The 22,813-nt window shown below is 39.0% G+C and carries 23 protein-coding genes and 1 tRNA gene; 13 read left to right on the top strand and 11 right to left on the bottom strand.

Going from position 1 to position 22,813, the window contains the following annotated elements:
• The first annotated feature begins 76 nt into the window (after positions 1 to 76).
• Entirely contained in the window at positions 77 to 241 is a 165-nt protein-coding gene (locus ACNKXV_RS11510) for a hypothetical protein (RefSeq protein ID WP_417907881.1), read from the top strand.
• Positions 242 to 273: 32 nt separating this feature from the next.
• Here the strand turns inward: ACNKXV_RS11510 and ACNKXV_RS11505 are convergent, their stop codons facing one another.
• Positions 274 to 1,644 (bottom strand): short-chain fatty acid transporter, encoded by a 1,371-nt coding sequence (locus ACNKXV_RS11505; protein ID WP_417907880.1) that lies wholly within the window; start codon positions 1,642 to 1,644, stop codon positions 274 to 276.
• Between the two features lie 318 nt (positions 1,645 to 1,962).
• Here ACNKXV_RS11505 and ACNKXV_RS11500 point away from each other — a divergent pair, with 318 nt between their 5' ends.
• From ACNKXV_RS11500 to trhA, 4 genes are all read left to right on the top strand, one after another.
• Complete coding sequence (locus ACNKXV_RS11500; protein WP_417907879.1) at positions 1,963 to 2,514, top strand: hypothetical protein; 552 nt, start codon at positions 1,963 to 1,965, stop codon at positions 2,512 to 2,514.
• Positions 2,515 to 2,674: 160 nt separating this feature from the next.
• Positions 2,675 to 3,439, top strand: a complete 765-nt coding sequence (locus ACNKXV_RS11495; protein ID WP_417907878.1) for a LytR/AlgR family response regulator transcription factor — start codon at positions 2,675 to 2,677, stop codon at positions 3,437 to 3,439.
• 2 nt (positions 3,440 to 3,441) lie between these two features.
• Positions 3,442 to 4,560, top strand: coding sequence for a sensor histidine kinase (locus ACNKXV_RS11490; protein WP_417907877.1), 1,119 nt, complete (start codon positions 3,442 to 3,444; stop codon positions 4,558 to 4,560).
• A 64-nt stretch (positions 4,561 to 4,624) separates the two neighbouring features.
• Complete coding sequence (trhA, locus tag ACNKXV_RS11485; RefSeq protein ID WP_417907876.1) at positions 4,625 to 5,281, top strand: PAQR family membrane homeostasis protein TrhA; 657 nt, start codon at positions 4,625 to 4,627, stop codon at positions 5,279 to 5,281.
• Between the two features lie 10 nt (positions 5,282 to 5,291).
• Here trhA and ACNKXV_RS11480 read toward each other — a convergent pair whose 3' ends face one another.
• The 3 genes from ACNKXV_RS11480 to ACNKXV_RS11470 all read right to left on the bottom strand — a co-directional run bounded on the left by ACNKXV_RS11480 (position 5,292) and on the right by ACNKXV_RS11470 (position 9,538).
• On the bottom strand, positions 5,292 to 6,674 hold the full coding sequence (locus tag ACNKXV_RS11480; protein ID WP_417907875.1) for an FAD-binding oxidoreductase: 1,383 nt from the start codon (positions 6,672 to 6,674) through the stop codon (positions 5,292 to 5,294).
• Positions 6,675 to 7,020: 346 nt separating this feature from the next.
• On the bottom strand, positions 7,021 to 8,256 hold the full coding sequence (gene lysA / locus ACNKXV_RS11475) for a diaminopimelate decarboxylase (RefSeq protein WP_417907874.1): 1,236 nt from the start codon (positions 8,254 to 8,256) through the stop codon (positions 7,021 to 7,023).
• Between the two features lie 106 nt (positions 8,257 to 8,362).
• Complete coding sequence (locus ACNKXV_RS11470) at positions 8,363 to 9,538, bottom strand: MFS transporter (RefSeq protein ID WP_417907873.1); 1,176 nt, start codon at positions 9,536 to 9,538, stop codon at positions 8,363 to 8,365.
• Positions 9,539 to 9,763: 225 nt separating this feature from the next.
• Between ACNKXV_RS11470 and sucC the strand changes: the two genes are divergently transcribed.
• The gene (gene sucC / locus ACNKXV_RS11465; RefSeq protein WP_417907872.1) at positions 9,764 to 10,957 is read left to right on the top strand and encodes an ADP-forming succinate--CoA ligase subunit beta; all 1,194 of its coding nucleotides are present in this window, start codon (positions 9,764 to 9,766) and stop codon (positions 10,955 to 10,957) included.
• Positions 10,958 to 11,376: 419 nt separating this feature from the next.
• On the opposite strand, the gene ACNKXV_RS11460 is transcribed toward sucC, so the two are convergent.
• Positions 11,377 to 12,189: an MBL fold metallo-hydrolase gene (locus tag ACNKXV_RS11460; protein ID WP_417907871.1), complete on the bottom strand. Its 813-nt coding sequence runs from the start codon at positions 12,187 to 12,189 to the stop codon at positions 11,377 to 11,379.
• A 61-nt stretch (positions 12,190 to 12,250) separates the two neighbouring features.
• Complete coding sequence (locus ACNKXV_RS11455; protein WP_417907870.1) at positions 12,251 to 12,709, bottom strand: GNAT family N-acetyltransferase; 459 nt, start codon at positions 12,707 to 12,709, stop codon at positions 12,251 to 12,253.
• A 100-nt stretch (positions 12,710 to 12,809) separates the two neighbouring features.
• On the opposite strand from ACNKXV_RS11455, the gene treA reads away from it, so the two are divergent.
• Both treA and ACNKXV_RS11445 read left to right on the top strand, forming a co-directional pair.
• Positions 12,810 to 14,435 (top strand): alpha,alpha-trehalase TreA, encoded by a 1,626-nt coding sequence (gene treA / locus ACNKXV_RS11450; protein WP_417907869.1) that lies wholly within the window; start codon positions 12,810 to 12,812, stop codon positions 14,433 to 14,435.
• Positions 14,436 to 14,440: 5 nt separating this feature from the next.
• Positions 14,441 to 14,806: a DUF1622 domain-containing protein gene (locus tag ACNKXV_RS11445; RefSeq protein ID WP_417907868.1), complete on the top strand. Its 366-nt coding sequence runs from the start codon at positions 14,441 to 14,443 to the stop codon at positions 14,804 to 14,806.
• Here ACNKXV_RS11445 and ACNKXV_RS11440 read toward each other — a convergent pair.
• From ACNKXV_RS11440 to ACNKXV_RS11425, 4 genes are all read right to left on the bottom strand, one after another.
• The gene (locus ACNKXV_RS11440; protein ID WP_417907867.1) at positions 14,803 to 15,813 is read right to left on the bottom strand and encodes a formimidoylglutamase; all 1,011 of its coding nucleotides are present in this window, start codon (positions 15,811 to 15,813) and stop codon (positions 14,803 to 14,805) included. The genes ACNKXV_RS11445 and ACNKXV_RS11440 overlap by 4 nt on opposite strands.
• Complete coding sequence (hutI, locus tag ACNKXV_RS11435; protein WP_417907866.1) at positions 15,797 to 17,032, bottom strand: imidazolonepropionase; 1,236 nt, start codon at positions 17,030 to 17,032, stop codon at positions 15,797 to 15,799. The genes ACNKXV_RS11440 and hutI overlap by 17 nt, the downstream gene beginning before the upstream one ends.
• A gap of 137 nt (positions 17,033 to 17,169) precedes the next feature.
• A complete protein-coding gene (locus tag ACNKXV_RS11430) occupies positions 17,170 to 17,547 on the bottom strand; it encodes a PH domain-containing protein (protein ID WP_417907865.1) in 378 nt (125 codons plus the stop codon).
• 9 nt (positions 17,548 to 17,556) lie between these two features.
• Positions 17,557 to 18,603, bottom strand: a complete 1,047-nt coding sequence (locus ACNKXV_RS11425) for an NAD(P)-dependent alcohol dehydrogenase (protein ID WP_417907967.1) — start codon at positions 18,601 to 18,603, stop codon at positions 17,557 to 17,559.
• A 176-nt stretch (positions 18,604 to 18,779) separates the two neighbouring features.
• Here ACNKXV_RS11425 and ACNKXV_RS11420 point away from each other — a divergent pair, with 176 nt between their 5' ends.
• The 5 genes from ACNKXV_RS11420 to mazG all read left to right on the top strand — a co-directional run bounded on the left by ACNKXV_RS11420 (position 18,780) and on the right by mazG (position 22,183).
• A complete protein-coding gene (locus ACNKXV_RS11420; RefSeq protein ID WP_417907864.1) occupies positions 18,780 to 19,928 on the top strand; it encodes a trans-sulfuration enzyme family protein in 1,149 nt (382 codons plus the stop codon).
• A 13-nt stretch (positions 19,929 to 19,941) separates the two neighbouring features.
• Complete coding sequence (bshB1, locus tag ACNKXV_RS11415) at positions 19,942 to 20,658, top strand: bacillithiol biosynthesis deacetylase BshB1 (protein ID WP_417907863.1); 717 nt, start codon at positions 19,942 to 19,944, stop codon at positions 20,656 to 20,658.
• Between the two features lie 60 nt (positions 20,659 to 20,718).
• Positions 20,719 to 20,794, top strand: a tRNA-His gene (locus tag ACNKXV_RS11410).
• 103 nt (positions 20,795 to 20,897) lie between these two features.
• On the top strand, positions 20,898 to 21,302 hold the full coding sequence (locus ACNKXV_RS11405; protein WP_417907862.1) for a lipocalin-like domain-containing protein: 405 nt from the start codon (positions 20,898 to 20,900) through the stop codon (positions 21,300 to 21,302).
• A gap of 104 nt (positions 21,303 to 21,406) precedes the next feature.
• Entirely contained in the window at positions 21,407 to 22,183 is a 777-nt protein-coding gene (mazG, locus tag ACNKXV_RS11400; RefSeq protein WP_417907861.1) for a nucleoside triphosphate pyrophosphohydrolase, read from the top strand.
• Here the strand turns inward: mazG and ACNKXV_RS11395 are convergent.
• Entirely contained in the window at positions 22,180 to 22,806 is a 627-nt protein-coding gene (locus ACNKXV_RS11395) for a class I SAM-dependent methyltransferase (RefSeq protein WP_417907860.1), read from the bottom strand. The genes mazG and ACNKXV_RS11395 overlap by 4 nt on opposite strands.
• Between the last annotated feature and the right edge of the window lie 7 nt (positions 22,807 to 22,813).

Genomic DNA, 22,813 nt, shown 5'->3' with positions numbered 1-22,813 from the left:
TAACATGCCATCACCCATGCTGGAAACTATCTTTAGAGCCTCCCTACAATTCTTTAATTTTTTAAAATTTTAATCGATGGATGCAGTGGTATTTTATTTCGTAATTGGCTCTGCCATTACGGTTATGGGGGCGATCTGGTTAAATTTGCAGATGGACAATGAGAGACAGGAAAAATTAATTAAAAAGTACAGAGCAGATCTTAATGTATTAAGAAGAAAAAGATTGCAGCCCCGGTCATAAATATGACCCTAAAAAAAATCCCCCCGACTTTTTTAAATTAAAAGTAGTCCGCAAATATATACCAATGAGCCAACGAACATCATGATAAGGGTGTAGGGCAGAATTTCTTTCGCTTTAAGTCTGGTTATGGCCAGTAGTGGTAAGGCCCAGAAGGGTTGAAGCATATTAGTGATCTGGTCCCCATAGGCAAATGCCATAATCATCTTGTTTAACGGTACATCAAGCTTTAAAGCACTTTCTAAAATAATTGGTCCCTGTATGGCCCACTGTCCGCCGCCACTGGGAACAAATATATTCACCAGGCCGGCACTAAAAAAAGTGTAGACCGGCAGACTTATCTGGCTTGCCACCGATGTGAAAAATCCGGCAATATCTCCCACAAGTCCCGTTTCTTTCATAATACCCATTACTCCAAAATATAGCGGAAATTGAATCAAAATCGCGGCTGCTCCTCCAATCGCCTCCTCTAAAGCATTTAAAAATGAAACAAACGATTTATGAAGCAAAATGCATAAGCTTAACATGAAAAAGTTAAGCATATTAGGAGTGAGATTTCCTTGGCTTAAATTTTCAGAATAACTAATAAAGAAAGCTGCCAGTAGAATTAATCCGAATAAGTATTTAAGCAAGGGGGAATGATCAAGTCTTTCTGCACCTTCAGCAATAATTTTACTTCCAGATTTATTTTCAGAAGGCAATTGTATTTGTGAGAATTCGGTCTTTTTTGAGATCAACCATAAAGTTGCCGGGATTATAATCAGGATAGTTAAAAAGATCAATAAATTCCATTCAGAAAAGATAGTAGTATCTGTAGAAATACTATCAGGAATAAGTCCGGCAGTGGAAATCCTGCCGGAGCTTTCAAAAAGACCCGTAAAATGTCCGGCTTCTGCTGCCTTTAAGGGAGCGCTTCCGCTAATTCCCCCATGCCAGACCATCAATCCGGTATAACCTGCTGCACCAATTAATGGGTAATTAATTTTAAATCCTCTTTTTACAGCCGCCTCCCCAACTTTTCTCGCCATTATCGCCCCAAAGATTAAACCTAATCCCCAGTTGAAAAAAGCCACTATCATAGTAGACAGGGAAACCAGAATAACCGCACTTTGATTAGAGTGCACCATGTTGGTAAGCTTTTCGGTTAGCCAGGAAACAGGGCGGGAGAGTACCAGAACATGTCCAAGAACCAGAATAAGCATCATTTGGACAGCAAATACCAGTAAGGCCGGTTCCCACATCCCATCCTGCCAATAGCCAAGAATGGATTTGATGTTTTCCGGGCTTCTTTCTCCGGTAAAGAAATAAGCGATAAAAATTGTGAAAATACTAAGCAGGACCGCCAGGGTAAACGGAGCCGGGATAAACCTTTTAAATCCTACTTCAACAAATTTGCTAAAGGACATGACTTTGAAAAAAATAGATTTTAATTCAAATAATGTCATAAATAAACAAAAAATAGACGAGATCACAGCTTGCAGACTCGAATGGCTAAATTGATATAAATGGCTTCTTTAAAGGGTGAACGATTATAAATATAATGTGAATCATCCCATTTCTGCACCCAATGAGCTTTAAAAACCTTGATAAAGCTTAAATCATTAATTGTTGTTTTGATGGATATAGGCTGGCTAACAGGATCATTTCACTCCATTTAAGGGATAAAGTGACCTAAGTTTATGCCATAGTTAAATCATTATTCATTCACTCAAAAAACGTTCATCATGAAAACATTATTTTTTTCTTTATTATTAATCGCTGTGACTGCAATAGGACATACACAGGAAATTGAATTGGAAGAAGCAAAAGTAGGATTTACACCTATGGAAGCTAAAATTACCAGAGACGGAGATAATTTTACTTTTAATATAAAAGAGAGTTACACCGGAGAATTTGAAAAAGACGCTCTCGGATTTATGCAGGCTAATTTTGACATTCTTGGTTTTATTCAGGAAACTCAAAACGAAGATTATGACTCTTACCTGGTGACATTTAGAAGCGGGAAAGGTTATTTAACTGCCGATTTTGATAAAGAAGGTAATCTTGTAAAAACAAGTCAGAAGTTTGAGAATATCATACTTCCCCTGGATGTAAGACGCGAAGTTTATCAAGCCAATCAGGGATGGACCATGACAGCTAACAAATATGCAGCTTCAGGAAGAGCTAACCTATTGGAGAAAGAAGTTTATAAGATCAAACTTGTCAATAACAATCAAAAACGAACAGTGAAATTAGACCCTAAAAACCTGGGCAGAACCAGCGTAGCAAGTAATTAAATGTACATTATTAGTTGAATTGGTTAGTAGGGGCTATCAAAATGAATGTTTTGATAGCCCTTTTGTTGACTCACTAATAGAAAGCCTCGCGAAAAACGACCTATAAAATATTAAATCAAATAGTTATAAATTAGAGAATGACTAACTTTTACCTTAATCAATGAGAGCATTAATTATAGATGATGAGGAACTCGCTAGAAAACGGGTGTCTAATCTTTTGGAAGAAGTAGACGAAATCGAAGTAATAGGTGAATGTTCCAATGGTCGTAACGCGATTGAAAGGATAAATAGCGATAAGCCCGATCTTGTGTTTCTGGATATCAACATGAAAGACATGAACGGTTTTGAAGTCCTGAAGAAAGTAGAGATCGCCCCCAAACCGGTAATCATCTTTGTAACCGCTTATGATAATTATGCCTTGAAAGCTTTTGATGCCGAAGCATTCGACTTTCTTTTAAAACCTTTTAAAGACGAACGCTTTTTTAAAACCATAAAAAAAGTATTGGAAACCAGTAAACCTGAAGCTGAAGAGAATTTTGAAAAACGTCTCGTAGAATTTTTCCATTTATATTCCGGAGGTAACTTAAAACTGAATGCCGTTTCCAAAATTCCTGTAAAGCAGGGCAACCGTACTTCTCTGGTAGATCCTAAAGATATTATGTACATACAGGCTTCGGGATATTATGCAGAGATCTATACCAGCGAAAAAAAGTTCGTATTGCGGGAATCGCTGAATAACCTGGCCGGAATCCTGGAAAATGCAAGCTTTATAAGGATACACAGGTCCACCATTGTTAATCTTAATTTCGTGCACGAGATCGTACATTCAGATTATTCAGAAATCGATGCACGAATGACCGATGGGAAGCTACTGCACGTAAGTAAATCCCATAAAAAGGAATTTTTTGAGAAAATAGGAATATAGCCATGACTTTTTCAAACCTTAAACAAAAATATATCGACCCCAATCTGGTACTGTTATTAGCAGGATTCTACCTATTGTTCGATCTGGTTTTACTAGCTAAAGTTTCCTATATGACCAGGTTTATGCCCTCAGAATACAAGTATTTTTCATGGGTTGATTATCTGGTTTTTAATCTTCTTTTCGACTATGTAATAGTGGTAAGCTACATGACCCTTATCGCTATTAGCACCAAAAGGTTTTTAAATAAGAATTATTCCTGGTTTAAGATCATTTCCATTCATACCGTTTTCTCCATTTTAATTGGTTTGATCATAAGGCTAATATTCGATTTTTATTCGATCATCGTAGGCCGGATAAACCTTGCCGAATTTGATCTTCGAAAAAGTGTAAACGCTTTTATTTATGTGCTGGATCTTAATTTCCTTATCTACTTTGCCATGGTGTTCATCATCTATACCTATTACTATCTAAAACAGGTTAAAGAGTCAGAGAAAAAACAATCCCAGCTTGAATCCCAATTGGTAAATACCAGAATGAAAATGCTTTCGTCGCAATTACAACCGCATTTTCTTTTTAATACCCTTAATTCCATTGCTGTTTTAACCGATATGGATAGCAAGAAAGCCAAGGATACCATTGCCGATCTAAGTGACTTTTTACGGGAGATCCTTTATAACAGTGAACGGAATAGAATTACGGTGGAAGAAGAACTTAGAATTCTTGAATATTATTTAAATATTCTGAATGTCAGATTTTCAGATCATCTTAGTATTTCAATTGATTATGATGAAAATATTCTGCAAAAAAAGGTGCCGGCAATGCTGTTGCAACCGGTTATAGAAAACTCTATTAAACATGGGTATTCCTATGACCACACCAATTTAAATATTAAGGTTTCGATTTTTATAGAAAATAACAGATTGGTAATTAAGGTAGAAAATGATGGAGAGCCATTATCTCTGTCTAACGAAGAATTATTTCAGAAAGGTGTGGGGCTAAAAAATATTGATGACAGATTGAAAAACCTTTATAAGGATAATTACTTTTTCGAAATTAGAAATATACCTACAGGAGGTGTGGAAACTGTTATCAAGATCCCTGAGAAGAAACTTAAACCATAAAAAACTTTCTATACTTTGGATTTGACTTTTGTAGGGCTTAATTTTCCGGGAAGCTCAGTTTATAATGAAGAACATCAAAGAACCAAAGTACTATCCAGAAAAAGAAGAAAAGCTCAATATTCTAACTCATGGCTTAGGATTGGCGCTTAGTGTAATTGCCATGGTGCTTTTGGTTATAAAGGCAGTTAGGTTGGGGGATAGCATGCACCTGCTTAGTTTTTCCATTTTTGGGGCGAGTATGATTTTATTATACGCCGCATCAACTTTTTATCACAGCGCATCCACACATCAGCTTAGAAAGAGACTTAATATACTTGATCACGCGGCAATCTATGTTTTGATTGCAGGAACTTATACGCCCTTTGCCCTGGTTACTCTAAGAGGCACAACCGGCTGGGTGATTTTCTGGGTGGTCTGGGCTATGGCATTGGCCGGAGTGATCCTGAAATTATTCTATACCGGCAAATTTAAATTACTATCTACCATCATGTATGTGGTGATGGGATGGATCATCATTTTTGCTATTGGTCCGCTTATGGATAATTTAAGTAATGACGGTATATTCTGGCTAATTGCGGGAGGTATATCCTACACTCTTGGCGCCATCCTGTTCATGCTGCATCGTATTCCGTATAATCACGGGATTTTTCACATATTTGTGCTCCTGGGAACTTTTTCCCACTTTATGGTTATATATTTTCACATCCTACCCGGTCGCTGAATTTACCCTATTATTCCGGTTGAATATTTTGATTTACTCTAAAGAAATTGCCGGGATCATACTTGCTTTTAATTTTTCTTAATCTTTTAAAGTTATGTTTAAAAGCAGCTTTGACCCTGTCGTTGCCTTCCTCCATCATAAAATTGGAATATGCACCTCCCATGGAATGGGGATGTAATGCATTCCAGTAAGATTTGCACCAGTCAGTAATTTTTTCGGAATTCTTTTTATCAGGATCAACTCCAACGATCACTCCGCAATATTTTGCATTTCTATATGCCCAGGCAGTATCATCCATTTCAGGTTCAGAAGCTTTTCCGTTAATAGGGTAAAGATGCATTTGTGAGAGAGGTGTGGGAATTTCGCTTCCATAATTTAAATGCTGGCTGGCTGCTTCTTCTGAAATATCTTCAAAAAAATCGCCTCTCCAGTACCATTGCAATCCCGGAGGCATCATTTTATCGAACAGGGTTTGTATAGCAGGGTAGGGCATCTCACCCACATGATCGAATACTGGTTGCATTTTTAATACAGGTTTGAACATGGCCTCAAACTTTTCCGGCTTTCCGGTATAGCACCATACAATCCCACAGAATTTTTTGTTGTGAAGCGCTTCCGGAAATGGAGCGCCAGGAATAACCATAGTTGCAATAAACCCGGTAAGGTCCCTGCTGGCGTTCTCAATGAACTTATCATACCACTTCATGATCTCCTGAGTTTTTTCAATTGGCCACAGGGTAGGACCGCCAATAACGTTTTTAAGCGGATGTGCCTGAAACAGAAAGGAAGTTATTATTCCAAAATTTCCTCCACCACCTCTAATGGCCCAGAAGAGATCCTTGTTTTGATCTTTACTTACGGTGAGAGTTTCTCCTGATGCCAATACCATATCGGCTTCCAATAGATTATCAATTGTAAGACCATATTTTCGGGATAAGTGCCCAACCCCACCGCCAAGGGTTAATCCGCCCACTCCGGTGGTAGAAATTATACCTGCGGGGATTGCTAATCCATAGGCATGGGTAGCATGATCTACTTCGCCCCAAACATTCCCGCCTCCTACACGAACGGTATTATTGGTGGTATCTACCCGTACATTTTTAATTGCAGAAAGGTCTATAACCAAACCTTCATCACATATTCCTAATCCTCCACCGTTATGGCCGCCTCCACGCACCGCAGTTAAGAATCCGTGTTTTCTTCCAAAGTTTACTGCCGTAATAACATCAGCCGTATCCACACATTTTGCGATCATGGCCGGTCGCTTGTCTATCATGGCATTGTAAACTTTTCTCTCATTTTCATATTCAAGGTCGCCTTCAAGAATTAATTTTCCTCTCAATGCCTCCCGAAATTCTTCTATCCCGGAGGTTTCTAACATTAACGTACTCATGATTTTAAATTTTAAAATTAGTTGTCTAAACTATCTGTTCCACCAGCCTGTCGGAATTTTTACAGCAATAGGGTTTTCCATTCGTTTAGTAATTTTCAAAGGGGGATTTATATTCCGAAACTTTTTGGCAACGGAAATTACTGTAAAATGTTACAGTTGTATGGGAGGTGATAGAAGTAGGATGTATCTGGGGAATTGACCTTTTGTTCTAAGTATCTCTAAGGTAACTATAAATTCTCTAAGTACTTCGTTTTAAAACATTTAAAATAACTAATAGCCGGATTGATGTGGGTAAAAAAAAGGCAGCTTTTTAGCTGCCTTTAGTTCAGAAATAATTAAAAGAATGTTAGTTGTTTTCTGCAAGTTCGTTATTTAAAACAGGAAAATCTAACTCCACCTGATGTCTGGTAAGATCTTCAAAGGTTTCACGTTCTCTTATGAGATGAGCTTTACCTTCGTGCCACAGTACTTCAGCAGGACGGTATCTGGAATTAAAATTACTGGCCATGGAAAAACAATATGCCCCGGCATTGCTAAAGCTAAGAATGTCTCCTTCGCGTATTTCAGAAATTCTTCGGTTATTACCAAAAGTATCGGTTTCACAAATATATCCTACTACGCTGTAGAAGCGGTGTTTAGCTTCAGGATTAGATATATTTACAATATCGTGATGTGAGCCATAGAACATAGGGCGTATTAGGTGATTAAAACCTGAATCGATCCCTGCAAAAACAGTTGAGGTGGTTTGCTTGATCACGTTTACCCGGGCAAGGAATTTCCCGGCTTCACTTACCAGATATTTCCCGGGTTCAAAGGCCAGTGCAAGCTCGCGTCCATATTCCTTACAAAAATCTTTAAACTTCTTTGTGAGCTGTTGTCCTAGATCTTCAATATCTGTTTCTATATCTCCTTCGCGGTAAGGAACTTTAAATCCGCTTCCAAAATCTATAAACTCAAGTTCTTTAAAATTTCGGGCGGCTTCAAAAAGTATTTCAGAAGCATAGAGAAATACTCCTATATCAAGAATGTCACTTCCGGTATGCATATGGATTCCATTTATATGCATCCCGGTGTTTTCCACAATCCGCAATAAATGTGGCATCTGGTGAATACTAATTCCGAATTTTGAATCAATATGTCCAACAGAGATCTTGGAATTTCCCCCCGCCATTACATGTGGATTTATTCTAATACAAACCGGAATTTGTGGATGTCTGCTTCCAAATTGTTCCAAAATGGATAAGTTGTCAATATTGATCTGCACGCCAAATTTTACAACTTCCTCGATCTCTTCCAAAGAAACTCCGTTAGGAGTATATATGATCTTAGACGGATCCACTCCGGCTTTAATCCCGAGTTTTACTTCCTGAATGGAAACGGTATCTAATCCGCAGCCCAATAAACTCAATAATTTTAAGATGGAAATATTGGAAAGTGCTTTTACCGCATAATGTAACCTTAGTTCGCTTACTTTAAATGCATTGGTAAGCCGGTTATATTGCGAAATTATTTTCTCCGCATCATATACATATACCGGACTGCCAAATTCTTCAGTGATAGAAAGTAAATCCTTGTTCGTCATTAGTTCATAATAATTTACCGCAAAAGTATGTTTCTAATTAAAGAGAAGGTAAGCAATAGTCCAAATATAACCGATTTGTACAAAATGTTATTTTTTCTGAATTTGGTTATATATGGCTAACCTGGGTTTGAGTAGCCTGTTTTCGCCTAATAATAATCACGCCAATGGCAATAAGTATCCCGATACCGGCCATGGCTGCCCCAACATATTGAGCTGAAACAATGCCATAACCATAGGCGATAGGTAAACCGGCGAAATATGCACCGCTTGCATTTCCCATGTTAAAAGCACTTTGATTAAGGGAGGAGCCCAGCATTTCAGATCCTTTAGCCGATTTTATCACAGCCATTTGAATAGGGGTGGCGATTGTAAATGCGATAAGGGGAATTAAAAATGTCATAATCAGCACTCCGGTTTGATCATACGCTAGAAAAGTATTGGTTAGCAGGGCAATTACCATTAAAATAAGTGCAATAAGCACTGCATTGATGGGCGTAAACCACTCGGCGAGTTTCGCTCCCAGAAAATTCCCGGCTACCATCCCCAGCCCGGCCAGGATCATGGCGTAACTCACCACAGACTCTTCATGGCCGGCGACATCTGTTAATAAAGGTGCGATATAGCTATACCAGGCGAAGAATCCGCCGGTGCCAATAGTGGTAAGTAAAATCACCATCCAGAGTTCGGTTTTTTTCAGAACTTTCATATCCTCTCTAAAACTTCCCGAACCGGAATTTTTTATTTCCGGCATCCAGAATTTGATACTTAAAACCGCTGCAACGCCTACCACTCCTACAGCCAGAAATGCCACACCCCAGAAAAAATTCTGTCCCAGCCAGGTTCCTAAAGGGACCCCAATCACATTGGCAACGGTAAGCCCGGTGAACATGATTGCAATTGCCTGCGCTTCTTTCCCGGGTTTGGCAAGTTTCCCGGCTACTACAGCTCCAATTCCAAAGAAGGCTCCATGAGGTAAGCCCGAAAGAAACCTGGTGATGAGCAACAGGGTATACGAATTTGAAAATGCCGAGATAGTATTGAAAACTGTAAACCACAACATTAAGAACAGCAATACCCTGTGTGCAGGCCATTTATTTCCAAAAGCAGTCAATAATGGAGCTCCAACCACTACCCCTAATGCATAGGCAGAAATAAAATGTCCCGCTTCCGGGATGCTGATATTTAACGCACCGGCTACTTCGGGAAGAATTCCCATAATAACAAACTCGGTCATTCCAATTCCAAACCCACCAATTGCCAGAGCCAGTAATGCTTTTTTCATCTTCAAATATTAAACGACAAATTTAAATAGAAAGGTTTTTTATTATGGGGATTAGGTTGGTTTTCTACGATAAGGTTTTCGTTAAAGCGCGATTTTTTGGAAAAGCCTGAGACCTATGGAACTCAGGTAATTTGGTAAGAGTTAAGAACCTCAAAAAAGATTGGTACAATAGTATGTATTTGTTACTTTTGCCTTCCATAATAAATACAGAAGAAATAGCTGATTATGAATATACACGAATATCAAGGAAAAGAGATTTTAAGCAGCTTTGGAGTTCGCATCCAACGTGGAACCGTTGCTAGAAACGCCAAAGAAGCAGTTGAAGCTGCAAAAGAACTTACCGAGCAAACCGGGACCGGATGGCATGTGATCAAAGCACAGGTTCACGCCGGAGGCCGTGGAAAAGGTGGTGGAGTGAAACTTGCCAAAAACCTTAAAGAAGTTGAAGAAATTGCAGGTGAGATCATTGGGATGAATCTTGTAACTCCTCAAACTTCTGCTGAAGGAAAGAAAGTTCACCAGGTTCTTGTTGCTGAAGATGTATATTATCCTGGAGACAGCGAGCCGGAAGAATACTACATGTCTGTTCTTCTTAATCGTGCTACCGGTCGTAACATGATCATGTATTCTACTGAAGGTGGAATGGATATCGAGACTGTTGCTGAAGAAACTCCGGACCTTATATTCACTGAAGAAATTGATCCTGCAACCGGATTATTAGGATTCCAGGCACGTCGTATAGCTTTCAACCTTGGACTAAGCGGAAAGGCTTTTAAAGAAATGACCAAATTCGTGATGTCTCTTTATGAAGCATTCGAAAAATCTGATTCTTCTTTATTTGAGATCAACCCTGTGTTGAAAACAAGTGATGATAAGATCATGGCTGTAGATGCTAAAGTGACTTTGGATGACAATGCACTTTTCCGTCATAAAGATTATGCTGAGATGCGTGATATTCGTGAAGAGAATGCTACTGAAGTTGAAGCAAGAGAAGTAGGCTTGAACTATGTAGATCTTGACGGTAATGTTGGATGTATGGTAAATGGAGCCGGACTTGCAATGGCAACTATGGACCTTATCAAACAAGCAGGTGGTGAGCCGGCCAACTTCCTTGATGTTGGTGGAACAGCAGATGCTAAAAGAGTAGAAGAAGCTTTCAGACTTATTCTTAAGGACGAAAAAGTTGAAGCTATTCTGGTAAACATTTTTGGAGGAATTGTAAGATGTGACCGTGTTGCACAGGGAATTGTAGATGCTTCCAAAAATATGGGAGATGCTATGAATGTGCCAATCATTGTTCGTTTACAGGGAACCAATGCTGATATCGCTAAAGAACTTATAGACAATAGTGGTTTAAAAGTTTACAGTGCAATTCAGTTCCAGGAAGCTGCAGATAAAGTACAGGAAGTACTTTCATAATATTATCCATTATATAATAAAAAACCCGGCACTAAGCCGGGTTTTTTTATTGCTAAAAATTCAGTTTCGTATCCATTACATAGCGCGGAAATTTACCGGATCCTTTCCGGTAGAACGGAGGTGGTATTTGATGTCTTTAATTTAAGGGCGAAAATCAGGTGAAAATTACCTTATATCGGATGATATTATAGAGAGTGCTAATATTTTCAAAAATTATTGAACCTGAGGCAATTAACAGATAATTTTCTTGTTATATATAGAAGAAGTTTAAAATAAACTGAAATATGGAGAAGAAAATAAAAGGTCGTCTTCCACTATAAAAGCATTTGCGTTACTATACTGTTAGATTTGAATTAGCCAAGTAAAATTTTGCAAGTTCACGTAAGCAAAATAAAATCTGGAAGACGACTCCCCAAATTTCATTCCTCACCATTCGGGTACCAATCCATCAATTCTACTTCAATATTAGAGTTCCCTTCCTTTACCAACTGCCTAAACTTTTTAATGTCTGAAAAACCATTTTTTCCTCTGTAGTGGTATGGGATCACCTTTTTCGGCTTGAACTCGAGTACAGCATCTGCGGCATGTTCCACCGGCATAGTGTAAGGTAGATTCATAGAAAGTAGGGCGATATCAATTTTTTTTAATTGCCTCATTTCAGGAATATCTTCAGTATCTCCTGAAATATATAAACTATGTTCATTCAACTGGATAATATATCCGTTCCCGCGGCCTTTAACATGCATGGCATCTTTGCTTTGCGGAAGATTATACATAGGGATCGCCGTTATTTTAAAATCATCAAGATCTGTTGACTCTCCATTCTCCAGGATAATAAGGTTTTTCTTGAATTCCTTGGGCAGACTCTCAGCCACGGCCGCCGGTGCGACTATTTTTGTGTCTCCAAGTTTTAGAGACTTCAAAGTTTCTGCACTCAGGTGGTCTCCATGAATATCGGTAAGCAGAATGAAATCTGGGGAAGCGGCATTTTTAAATGCTTCAGCTCCGCCCACAGGATCTGTATAAAAAACTTTATCTGCCCATTTAAAAACTGCAGTGGCATGTGAAATCGGGCTTATTTTAATGTCGGGTAGATCTGAAGTTTCCTGATTGTTATTTTGCTGTTTATTTTCTGCAATTTCTGTCTCGTTCCTTTCTGTTCTGTGCTCATGGTCATCTTTACAACTTATAAAGATTGCGCCCAGAGCCATCATTATTGCAAAATTCTTCATAGGTAATTTTATTTTAAAAATAGGGAAGCAGTGATGGAGATAAAAATCGTTTAATAAAGATTTATGAAAGCTTTAGCGACATTTTAATGTCTCCCCGGGAATAAGGATTGTTTTCTCCCATAGGGATTTCAATAAATCCATATTTTTTATATAAATGGATAGCGTTTTCCAGTTTTCGGTTGGAATAGATGATCAGTTTTTTCCAACCTTGATTTTTAGCATAGTCGAGCGTATGTTGCATTAATTGCTGACCAATCTTCTTTCCCCGGTGTGCCGGTTTTACCGCCATTTTGGTAAGCTCAAATATTCCTGACTCCATTTTCATCAAAGCCACGCAACCAATCACTTCTTTATCTTCAATCACAAAGAAAATATTCCCACCCGGTTTGATAATATATTTCTCAGGATTCCCCAATACCTCTTCATCATGTGGTTCCACCCAGAAAAATTCTTCCAGCCAGTAAATATTCATTTGTTTGAATTCTTCAGAATATTCAGGTTTCCAGGATACTATCTCCATATTTAAATTTTTTCGCAAAATTAAAAATTAAGATCAAGTATATGGAATTTTCAGACAATGTAAAATCCTTATATTTATGCTATTCAAATATTTTTTATACATGAAAAACTTCTCTGTATTAAGGTTAAATCTATATTTAGTTTTGTTGATTCTGGCATCCTGTAAAATTGGTCCAGACCCCGAGCAGGATGTTCAGCAGCTGGAGAAGGAGGTTAAGATACTGCCGCCGGATGAACTATATGGAGACCTTTTTTATGATGTACAGACCAAAAGTATATTTGAAGACAGCAAGACCTTTGTAGATGTTCAACCCGAATATAATGTGGGACTTATAAGGCAGCGATATAGTATGCTTAATGATACCACGGCAGAGGGGATCAGAAATTTTGTAAATCAGCATTTTAGTATTCCCGGTGAAAAGGAAGAATATAAAACCGACTCTTCATCGATCAATTCGCATATTAAAAAGTTATGGCAGGTTTTAAAAAGACCGGCAGATGATAGAGTTTCCGGGACTCTTATTCCGTTACCGGAGCCATATATAGTTCCCGGAGGACGATTCAGAGAGATCTACTATTGGGACAGCTACTTCACGATGCTTGGTTTACAGGCCGATGGTGAGATTGAAACTATCCGCAATATGGTTGATAATTTCGCCTATCTCATAAATAGTTATGGTTTTATTCCCAATGGGAATCGAACCTATTATTTGGGTAGATCTCAACCTCCTTTCCTTGCCATGATGGTTCAGGTTTTGGCTGAAGAAGAGGGTGAAGCTGTGCTGGCAGAATATTTACCGGAACTTGAACTGGAATATGAATTCTGGATGAAAGGAAAGGAGAAGCTATCAAAGGCCGGAGCAGTAAATCGTGTAGTTAGACTTGAAAACGGAACCGTTCTGAACAGATACTGGGATGAACTAAATACTCCGCGACCGGAGAGTTACCGCGAAGATGTGGAAACTGCGAAAGAGGCAATGCAAGTGAATCCTACGCTTTCCAAGGAAGATATTTATAGAAATTTACGAGCCGGAGCAGAATCAGGTTGGGATTATTCCAGCAGATGGCTGGTAAAAGATGAGAATGGTGAATTTAAATTATCGACCATTCAAACTACTTCCATTATCCCTGTTGACTTAAATTCTTTGCTTTATAACCTGGAAAAAACCATAGCTGAAGCAGCTTCTGTTTCCGGAGATACAGATAAGGCTGAAAAATATAATAGGAAAGCGGCAGACAGAAAACAGGCTATTCAACAATTCCTTTGGGATGCAGAAACTCAATTCTTTCAGGACTATAATTTTAAAGAGAACAGGTTTACCAACAATATTTCCTTAGCAGGAGTTTACCCGCTATTCTTTTCTCTTGCCAATAATAACCAGGCTACAGAGGTCGCATCACGAATAGAAAAAGATTTCCTGAAACCGGGAGGAGTGGTCACTACCCCGTACAATACCGGGCAGCAATGGGATGCACCAAATGGTTGGGCGCCCTTGCAATGGATCGCCATTACAGGACTTCGAAATTATGAGCAGCAAGAGCTTTCAAATACTATTAAAAAACGCTGGCTGGCCATAAATGAGGAAGTGTATAAGCGTACTTATAAAATGACAGAAAAGTATAATGTGATGGACCTGAGTAAGGAAAGTGGTGGTGGAGAATATCCAACCCAGGATGGCTTTGGTTGGACAAATGGGGTTTATCAAAAATTATCTTCAGAGAAATAATATTTATGGAAAGACTGGAACTTTATATTACCTACATCGCTAAATTTATTGAAGTGGCCGGGATAATTACCATATTACTGGCGACCATTATATCGCTGGGGAAATATGTACTGGCAAAACAGAGCGGAGGAAGATCTTATAAATTGCTCCGGCAGCAACTTGGGAAAGGGATATTGCTTGGCTTGGAGATCCTTGTCGCCGCCGATATCATTGCCACGGTAGTAACAGAGCCTACAATGGACAAAGTGCTTACCCTGGGAGTAATTGTGCTTATTAGGACCTTTCTAAGTTTATCCATCGAGCTGGAAATCGAAGGGAGATTTCCTTGGCAGAGAACAGCCGGTGAAAACCGGTTGGACCAGGAATCTTAAGCGATAAAATCTGAAACAAAATAGGATAAAGCTTTCCCTACAAGACCTTCATTTTCTTTTGAAGGTGCAGCCTCACATAGATGCAGGTATTTGCAGTTATCCAGTTTTGCAACGGTTCTGATCATTTTACGTACATCTTCCACTGAAAAGCCGGAAGGGGATTTTGCACTGCTTGGGAAATATGCCATGGCATCACAATCAATCTCCAGACCTAAATTTTCATTTCCCAGCCAATCCAGGGTTTTCTCAAACCCAGACATTATGCCTGTAGGTTTTTTGAACAGATCTTCAGCCATTATAAATTGAATGCATTCTGAATTATCCATTTCCCGGAAAATATATTCCGGAGTATAGTTTTTGTGTAGCCCAAAAACCGCATACTTATTCAAAAAATTCTCCTTTAACGCATAGTTGAATCCGTTGCCACTGTGGCGATGTTCTAATTTTCGCAAATCTGTATGAGCATCTATATTCAGCACATTTAAGGCAGAATTCAGGGCGGTAGAGGTTCCCTTTATATTTCCGTAGGCGTTATTATGACCGCCACCTATTATTACGGGTATTTTTTCGGCTGAAACTATTTTATCTATAGTAAGACTAACCTTTTCATCTATTTTATGGACCAGATCTCCAAGTTTCTGATAATAATTAGGATCTGCTTCATCAATATTTCCGGCCTGGGCCATTTCCAGATCACAGTTTATGGGTCCCAAAATTCCTATTCGAGACGGATCATTATATCTGTTCACCTGTATATTCAGAAATGACTTTAAAAAACTTGTCCATGCTTCCGAAGTTCCTTTTTTGCCATAATTGGCTCTAACGCCTATGTCTTCGGGAATTCCCAAAAGCACATATTTAACCTTGCTTTGCCGGAGCTGATCTTCACTACTAATAAGACTAATTTTTTCGCCGAATTTTTGCTCTCCCTCCCTGGAGGAAGTGAGTTTCTTAAGATCTGTATTATTAAAAAATTTTACACCTTCCATTTTAGATCTTTTTTCCATTTATATATACAGATTCTATTGAATTTGTTCCAAAGGCATAAGGAAGAAAGGTATAAGAAGGGATTTCTTTGGTAATTATAAAATTGGCCTTTTTTCCTTTAGTTATACTTCCATGAGTTTCACTAAGGTCCATGGCATAAGCTCCATTAATGGTAGCTGCGTTTATTGCCTCCTCGGGTGTCATTTTCATTTTGATACATGCAAGTGATATTACCAGATTCATATTTCCACTTGGAGTACTACCGGGATTAAAATCGGTCGCTAAAGCAAGAGGTAAACCGGAGTCTATGATCTTTCTCGCGGGAGTATAAGGAATGCTAAGGAAAAGAGAGCAGGAGGGAAGGGCTACCGGCATGGTATCTGATCCTTTTAAAGCCTCATAGTCATCTTCATTCATAACTTCCAAATGGTCGACACTCAAAGCATTATGATCTACACCGGCTTTTACCCCGCCTATGGCATTGAATTGATTGACATGTATTTTAGGTCTTAGCCCAAATTTAGAAGCTGCCTCCAGTAATCGGTTAGTATCTTCTACAGTAAAATATCCTTTTTCGCAGAAAATGTCAATATACTCGGCCAGCTGTTCTTCAGCAACCTTTGGAAGGATCTCATTAATTACTAGATCCATGTATTTTTCCGGGGTGGATTTATATTCAGCCGGGATGGCATGGGCACCCAAAAAGGTCGATTTTACCGGGAGTTCAAATTTCTCTCTAAGCTGTTTGATCACCCGTAACATTTTTAGTTCAGCTTCTTCAGTCAACCCATAACCGCTTTTAATTTCCACTGCCCCGGTTCCCTGTTGCATAACCTCAATCAAACGGGCTTTGGATTGTTCAAAAACTTCCTCTTCCGGAGTTTCCTGTAATGTTTTAGCGCTATTAAGGATTCCGCCGCCACGGTTGGCGATCTCTTCATAACTTAAGCCATTAATCCTGTCAGCAAACTCAAGTTCCCGATTCCCGGCATACACAATATGCGTATGAGAATCACACCAGGTCGGCAACAACATTTTACCTTTCAGGTCAATACGGCTGGCATTGCTATTTTCCGGAAGTGTATCCATAGTCCCGAAATCGGCTATCTGATCATCTTTCACCAAAAGCCAGGCATTTTTCAAAGTTGGGAGCTCCTTCATTTCTTTTCCTGAAACCTTCTTTACTTCCGGCTCTCTTATTTGTAGTAATTCCTTGATATTGGTGAATAATATTTCCATTAATTGATATTTCTGAATTGAACAAATGCTAAAAAAACAAATATAAAAACTCAGTGAGGATTTCCTCTTCCATATTTCAGAAATAAAAAAGCCACCAGAAATACTGATGGCCTGTTTATTATTTACCTAAAAACTTTTTAAAGAGTATACTGTGCCAGTAACCTTTGCACTTCGTAGATGTCAACTTTCTTATTGAATTTCTTCGAAATACTCGGGTGTTGTTCCCCGGAGATCCAGATCTTTAATTCTGCATCCAGATCAAAACTTCCTGCTGTTTCCACACTAAATCTGGTGATGCTTTTATACAGCACCGAGAAGTATTCTATCTTGCTGCCGGTAATACCCTGTACATCAATAAGAATAAGCCTCTTATTGGTGAAAATAAACGTATCGCGAATTATTTTAAATCCGGCTACGATCTCTTCAGTAGGAAGTAATAACTTCTCGTATTTTTCCTGGAGCTCACTATTTTCAATAGTTCCTGCATTTCCCAAAAGAGACGAAAGTATACTCATATTTTCGGATTAGTTTTTTAAAGACTTCATATCAATTACAAAGCGATATTTAACATCAGACTTTACCACCCGGTCAAAGGCTTCATTGATGTTTTGCATATCGATCATCTCAATATCAGAAACAATATTGTGTTCTCCACAAAAATCAAGCATTTCCTGAGTTTCCTTGATCCCTCCAATCAGTGATCCGGCCAGTCGTTTTCTACCCATTACAAGTCCGCCTCCATGAATGTCTACTTCATCAATAGCTCCAACAAGGGTCATGGTGGCATCCCTTTTCAACAAAGCGATATATGGATTGGTATCATGGCCCACTGGCACCGTATTCAGAATAAAATCAAAAGTACCCTGATGTTTCTTCATTTCGTCCTCATTTTTGGAGATAAGCACCTCATCTGCTCCAAGAAATTTGGCATCAGAAGCTTTTGAAGGGGAAGTAGTGATCATTACCACATGCGCTCCAAGGGCGCTGGCAAATTTCACTCCCATATGTCCAAGACCTCCCAGGCCTACAACTCCTACTTTATCACCTTTCTTTACATTCCATTGTCGTAAAGGTGACCAGGTTGTAATACCTGCACATAGTAATGGAGCAACTGCTTTGGTATCCAGATTCTCAGGAATACTTAGCACGAATTTCTCTTTTACCACGATCATTTCAGAATAACCTCCAAAAGTATGACCACCAAGATGTTTGTCTTTACCATTATATGTAGCGGTCATTCCATTCTCGCAATACTGTTCCAGATCATCTTTACAGGATTGGCATTCCTGGCAGGAATCTACCATGCATCCCACTCCAACAAGATCTCCTTTTTTATATTGGGTCACATCCTTTCCAACTTCGGTCACCCTACCAATGATCTCATGTCCCGGGATCACGGGATATTGACTATTTCCCCAGTCGTTACGTACCTGGTGGATATCACTATGACATACTCCGCAATAATCTATTTCAATCTTTACATCATCTGCCAGAAGCTGTCGTCTTTCAATTTCCATTGGTTCAAGATCTGCATCATTAGCTTTCGCCGCATAGGCATTTACATTCTTCATCATTATAATTTTAGTTATGCTCTAAGATACCGAAAATTGAACGTAGGATAGGGGAGATGGCTCAAGGTTTAACTAATCTTAACGATTGATTGACTTGGATAAATACTACAACGGGGAGAAACTGTGCTTCACAGAATTCTTAGTACATTAGAGCTCCAAATATTAAAAATTATTTTATGAGTGATGCGAAAGGGATCAATACCATTTGTACCCACGTTGGTGAACTGAAGGATAATGAATACAAGGGTGCGGTTTCTCCATTATATATGGCCACCTCGTATGCCTTTGAAAATGTAGAAACTAAACGCTACCCCAGATATTTCAATACGCCAAATCAGGTTGCTCTGGCACAAAAGATGGCAGCACTCGAACATGGAGAGGCTGCGCTTATTTTTGGAAGCGGAATGGCGGCAGTTAGCACCTCGCTTATGGCCTTTTTAAAAGCCGGTGATCATGTGGTTTTTCAGGATGCTTTGTACGGCGGGACGCATAACCTGGCGGTTGAAGAATTTAATAAATTCGGGATCGAACATACATTTGCAGAAAACTGCAGTGTTGCCGCTCTTGAAGCTGAAATAAAGGAAAATACAAAGGTGATCTATATTGAGACTCCTTCCAATCCTTTGCTGAGGATCACTGATATCAAAGGAGTGGCAGAACTTGCTAAAAAGCATGGTCTCATTTCCATGATTGATAATACGTTTGCTTCTCCGGTAAATCAAAATCCTATCGATTTAGGAATTGATGTGGTGATCCACTCAGCTACGAAATACATGGGAGGTCATAGTGATATTCTTGCGGGAACGGTAATTTCTACTGAAGAGAATATGGATAGGATTTTCCAGATGGCGAAGAATTTTGGAGGAAGCTTAAGCGATTATACAGTCTGGTTACTGGAAAGAAGTATCAAAACCATGGGAATACGGGTAAAAGCTCAGAATGAGAATGCCATGAGGTTAGCTGAATTTCTTAATGATCATAATGATGTTGCTCAGGTTTATTACCCCGGATTAAAGGATCATCCAGATCATTCTCTGGCAGCAAACCAGATGAAAGGATTTGGCGGAATGTTGTCTTTTGAACTTATTGATAACCTGGATGCACATAAATTCATGGAAGCTTTAAAGCTTATCAAACCTTCCATGAGCCTTGCCGGCGTTGAAAGCACCATTCTTTTACCTTCCAAAACCTCACACGGACTTCTTTCACCGGAAGAAAGAGAAAAACAGGGCATTAAAGATAATCTGCTTAGATTTTCAGTTGGAATAGAAGAGGCTGAAGATTTAATGCAGGATCTGAAACAGGCAATAAATAGAATTAAATAGTAAAGATTAAAATATGAAATTAGATATACTGGCTGTGGGGGCACATCCGGATGATGTTGAGCTTAGTTGTTCGGGAACTATTGCAAAAGAGATAGCGAATGGAAAGAAAGTTGGAATTCTTGACCTTACCAGGGGAGAACTTGGGACCCGGGGAAGCGCAGAAATAAGAGATGCTGAAGCTGCAGCTGCAGCTGATATCCTGGGAGTGGAGTTTCGGGAAAATCTGGAGTTCAGCGATGCTTTTTTTCAAAACAATACAGCTCACCAAATGGAGATCATGAAGGTGATTAGAAAATATAAGCCGGAGATCGTACTTTGTAATGCGATAGAAGACAGGCATATAGATCATGGAAAAGCGGCAAAACTTGTTAGTGATTCTTGCTTTCTAAGTGGATTGAGAAAAATAGAAACCATTCTCGATGGTGAAAGTCAGGATCCCTGGAGGCCAAAACATGTATTCCATTATATCCAATGGAAAAATATAAAACCAGATTTTGTAGTGGATATAACCGGATTCCTTGATAAAAAACTGGAATCTGTACTTGCATACAGGTCTCAGTTCTTTGATGAGAATAGTAAAGAGCCGGAAACACCTATCTCCAGCAGTAATTTTCTTGATAGTATTACCTATAGAGCCCAGGATATGGGAAGATTAATAAACACGGAACATGCTGAGGGTTACAATGTTGAGAGATATGTAGCGGTAAATTCTGTATTTGACCTCATTTAATTAAAATTTTTTCTTGGCGAAATTGTACAAATAACTTACATTTGCAACCGCTAATCAAATGGTGGTTGTAGCTCAGCTGGTTAGAGCGCCGGATTGTGGTTCCGGAGGTCGCCGGTTCGAAACCGGTCTTCCACCCTTACAAGAGCCTCTCTTTTTAGAGAGGCTTTTTTTGTGGAACAAATTCACGCAACTATTTCCCCGACTTCGCATCTATTTAATACATAACTAATACTGAGATTATGAAACAAATCACATTTATTCTACTAATTAGTCTGGCTTTTAGTAGTTGCAGTTCACCGGAAGAATTAAGAACTACAGATCTTAATGTTCCTGATATTATTGGAAAATGGAAACTGGTCGAGTACTATGTTAGCCCCGGTGGAGAAACTACGTGGCAAACTGCTGAAGATGGGTATGAGTATACCTTTACCGCGAAGGGTGACTTTATGAGTTCTCAGGAAGAAACCTGCCCGGGAACTTATGCTTTAAATGGAGAAAAGATAGTTATAAAGCCAACCTGTGAAGGTGGAGGTGAAAAGGAACCTTATACCATGATCATCAATTCCATCAATCAATCTGATCTTGAATTAAGATTTGAAGGATGTATCGAAGCCTGTATATACAGGTTTAAAAAGCTCGAATAGTTGATATTCATTTTATAATACGCCTTCTCTTGAAGGCGTTTTTTTTGCTCTATATTCAGAAATTCCATGTTCGAAGTCTTATTTTTACCAAAAATCAATGTTTCATGAATTCACGTCAGGATCAATTAAAGGCTTTTGATAGATTGTTAACCATAATGGACGAACTAAGGGAGAAATGCCCCTGGGATCGTAAGCAAACCATGGAGTCTTTGCGGCATTTAACGATCGAAGAAACCTATGAGCTGGGAGATGCCATTCTTGATAAAGATATGGATGAGATCAAAAAGGAGATAGGGGACGTGTTGTTACATCTTGTGTTTTACTCAAAGATTGGCAGTGAAACCGGAGATTTTGACATTGCAGATGTGGCAAACAGTATATGTGATAAGCTAATAGATCGTCACCCCCATATTTATGGAGATGTTGAGGTGGCAGATGAAGAAGAGGTAAAGCGTAACTGGGAGAACCTCAAATTAAAGGAAGGGAAGAAAAGTGTTCTCGAAGGAGTCCCAAGATCTTTACCTGCCATTGTAAAGGCCAATCGCATACAGGACAAGGTAGCCGGGGTTGGTTTTGACTGGGAAGAACCGGAGCAGGTGTTTGAAAAACTAAAAGAAGAGCTGGAAGAGTTGCAACATGAAATCAATGTGGTGGACCAGGATAAAATAGAAGCCGAATTTGGCGATGTTCTGTTTTCTATGGTGAACTATGCCAGATTTCTTGGTGTAAACCCGGAAAACGCCTTGGAACGAACCAATAAGAAGTTTGTTTCCCGTTTTCAATACCTTGAAAAGAAGGCAGCCGAAAATAAAAAGGCCTTAAAGGATATGAGTCTTGAAGAAATGGATGTTTTCTGGAATGAAGCTAAAAGATCCCACTAACGGGTAAAAACCAGGAATTTTTTATAAACCTTAAGGTCAGATAGATTAAAATGGGTTTTGATCCAGTTTAAACTGTCCTCTGTATAAAAAAATACATGCGTGGCATCGTTTTTATAATGCCATGACTTGAAATCCAGTCCCGTTTTCCAAAGTTCTGTCTTACAGTATAATTTTCCGCCTTCAGTTAGAAGATCTGTTAGCAGCCTGAATTCTTTAAGCGGTTGCTGAAAATGCTCCATCACTTCACAACAGACTATAAAATCGTATTTGCGTTGCAATGCTTTGGCATCTGGCCGAAAATAGGGATCATATAAATGCATTTTATATCCCAATTCTTCTAAAATTGCCGAAATCACCGGACCGGTACCACAACCAAAATCCAATCCGCTGGCGGAAGTTTTCTGATCTTTTAAAACTTGCATGACAATAGGGGCAACGAATTCACGATAACCGGGATCGGAGATGTCATTGTTATGCAGACTGTATCTGAATTTCTCTGCCTGTGGGCTTAAGAAGTTTGAAGGGGAAAGTAAAATTGCCTTGCAACCTGAACACTGCAAATAACTCCTGTCCTCGATAAGATCGAATTCCTGAGTAGTGCAATTGCATAAGCTGCAAGGCATGAATTTT

It is taken from the genome of Christiangramia aquimixticola (genome assembly GCF_048285835.1).
GTDB lineage: Bacteria > Bacteroidota > Bacteroidia > Flavobacteriales > Flavobacteriaceae > Christiangramia > Christiangramia aquimixticola.
The sequence above is the reverse complement of the archived record's forward strand: the minus strand, read 5'-3'. Positions and strand labels throughout refer to the sequence as shown.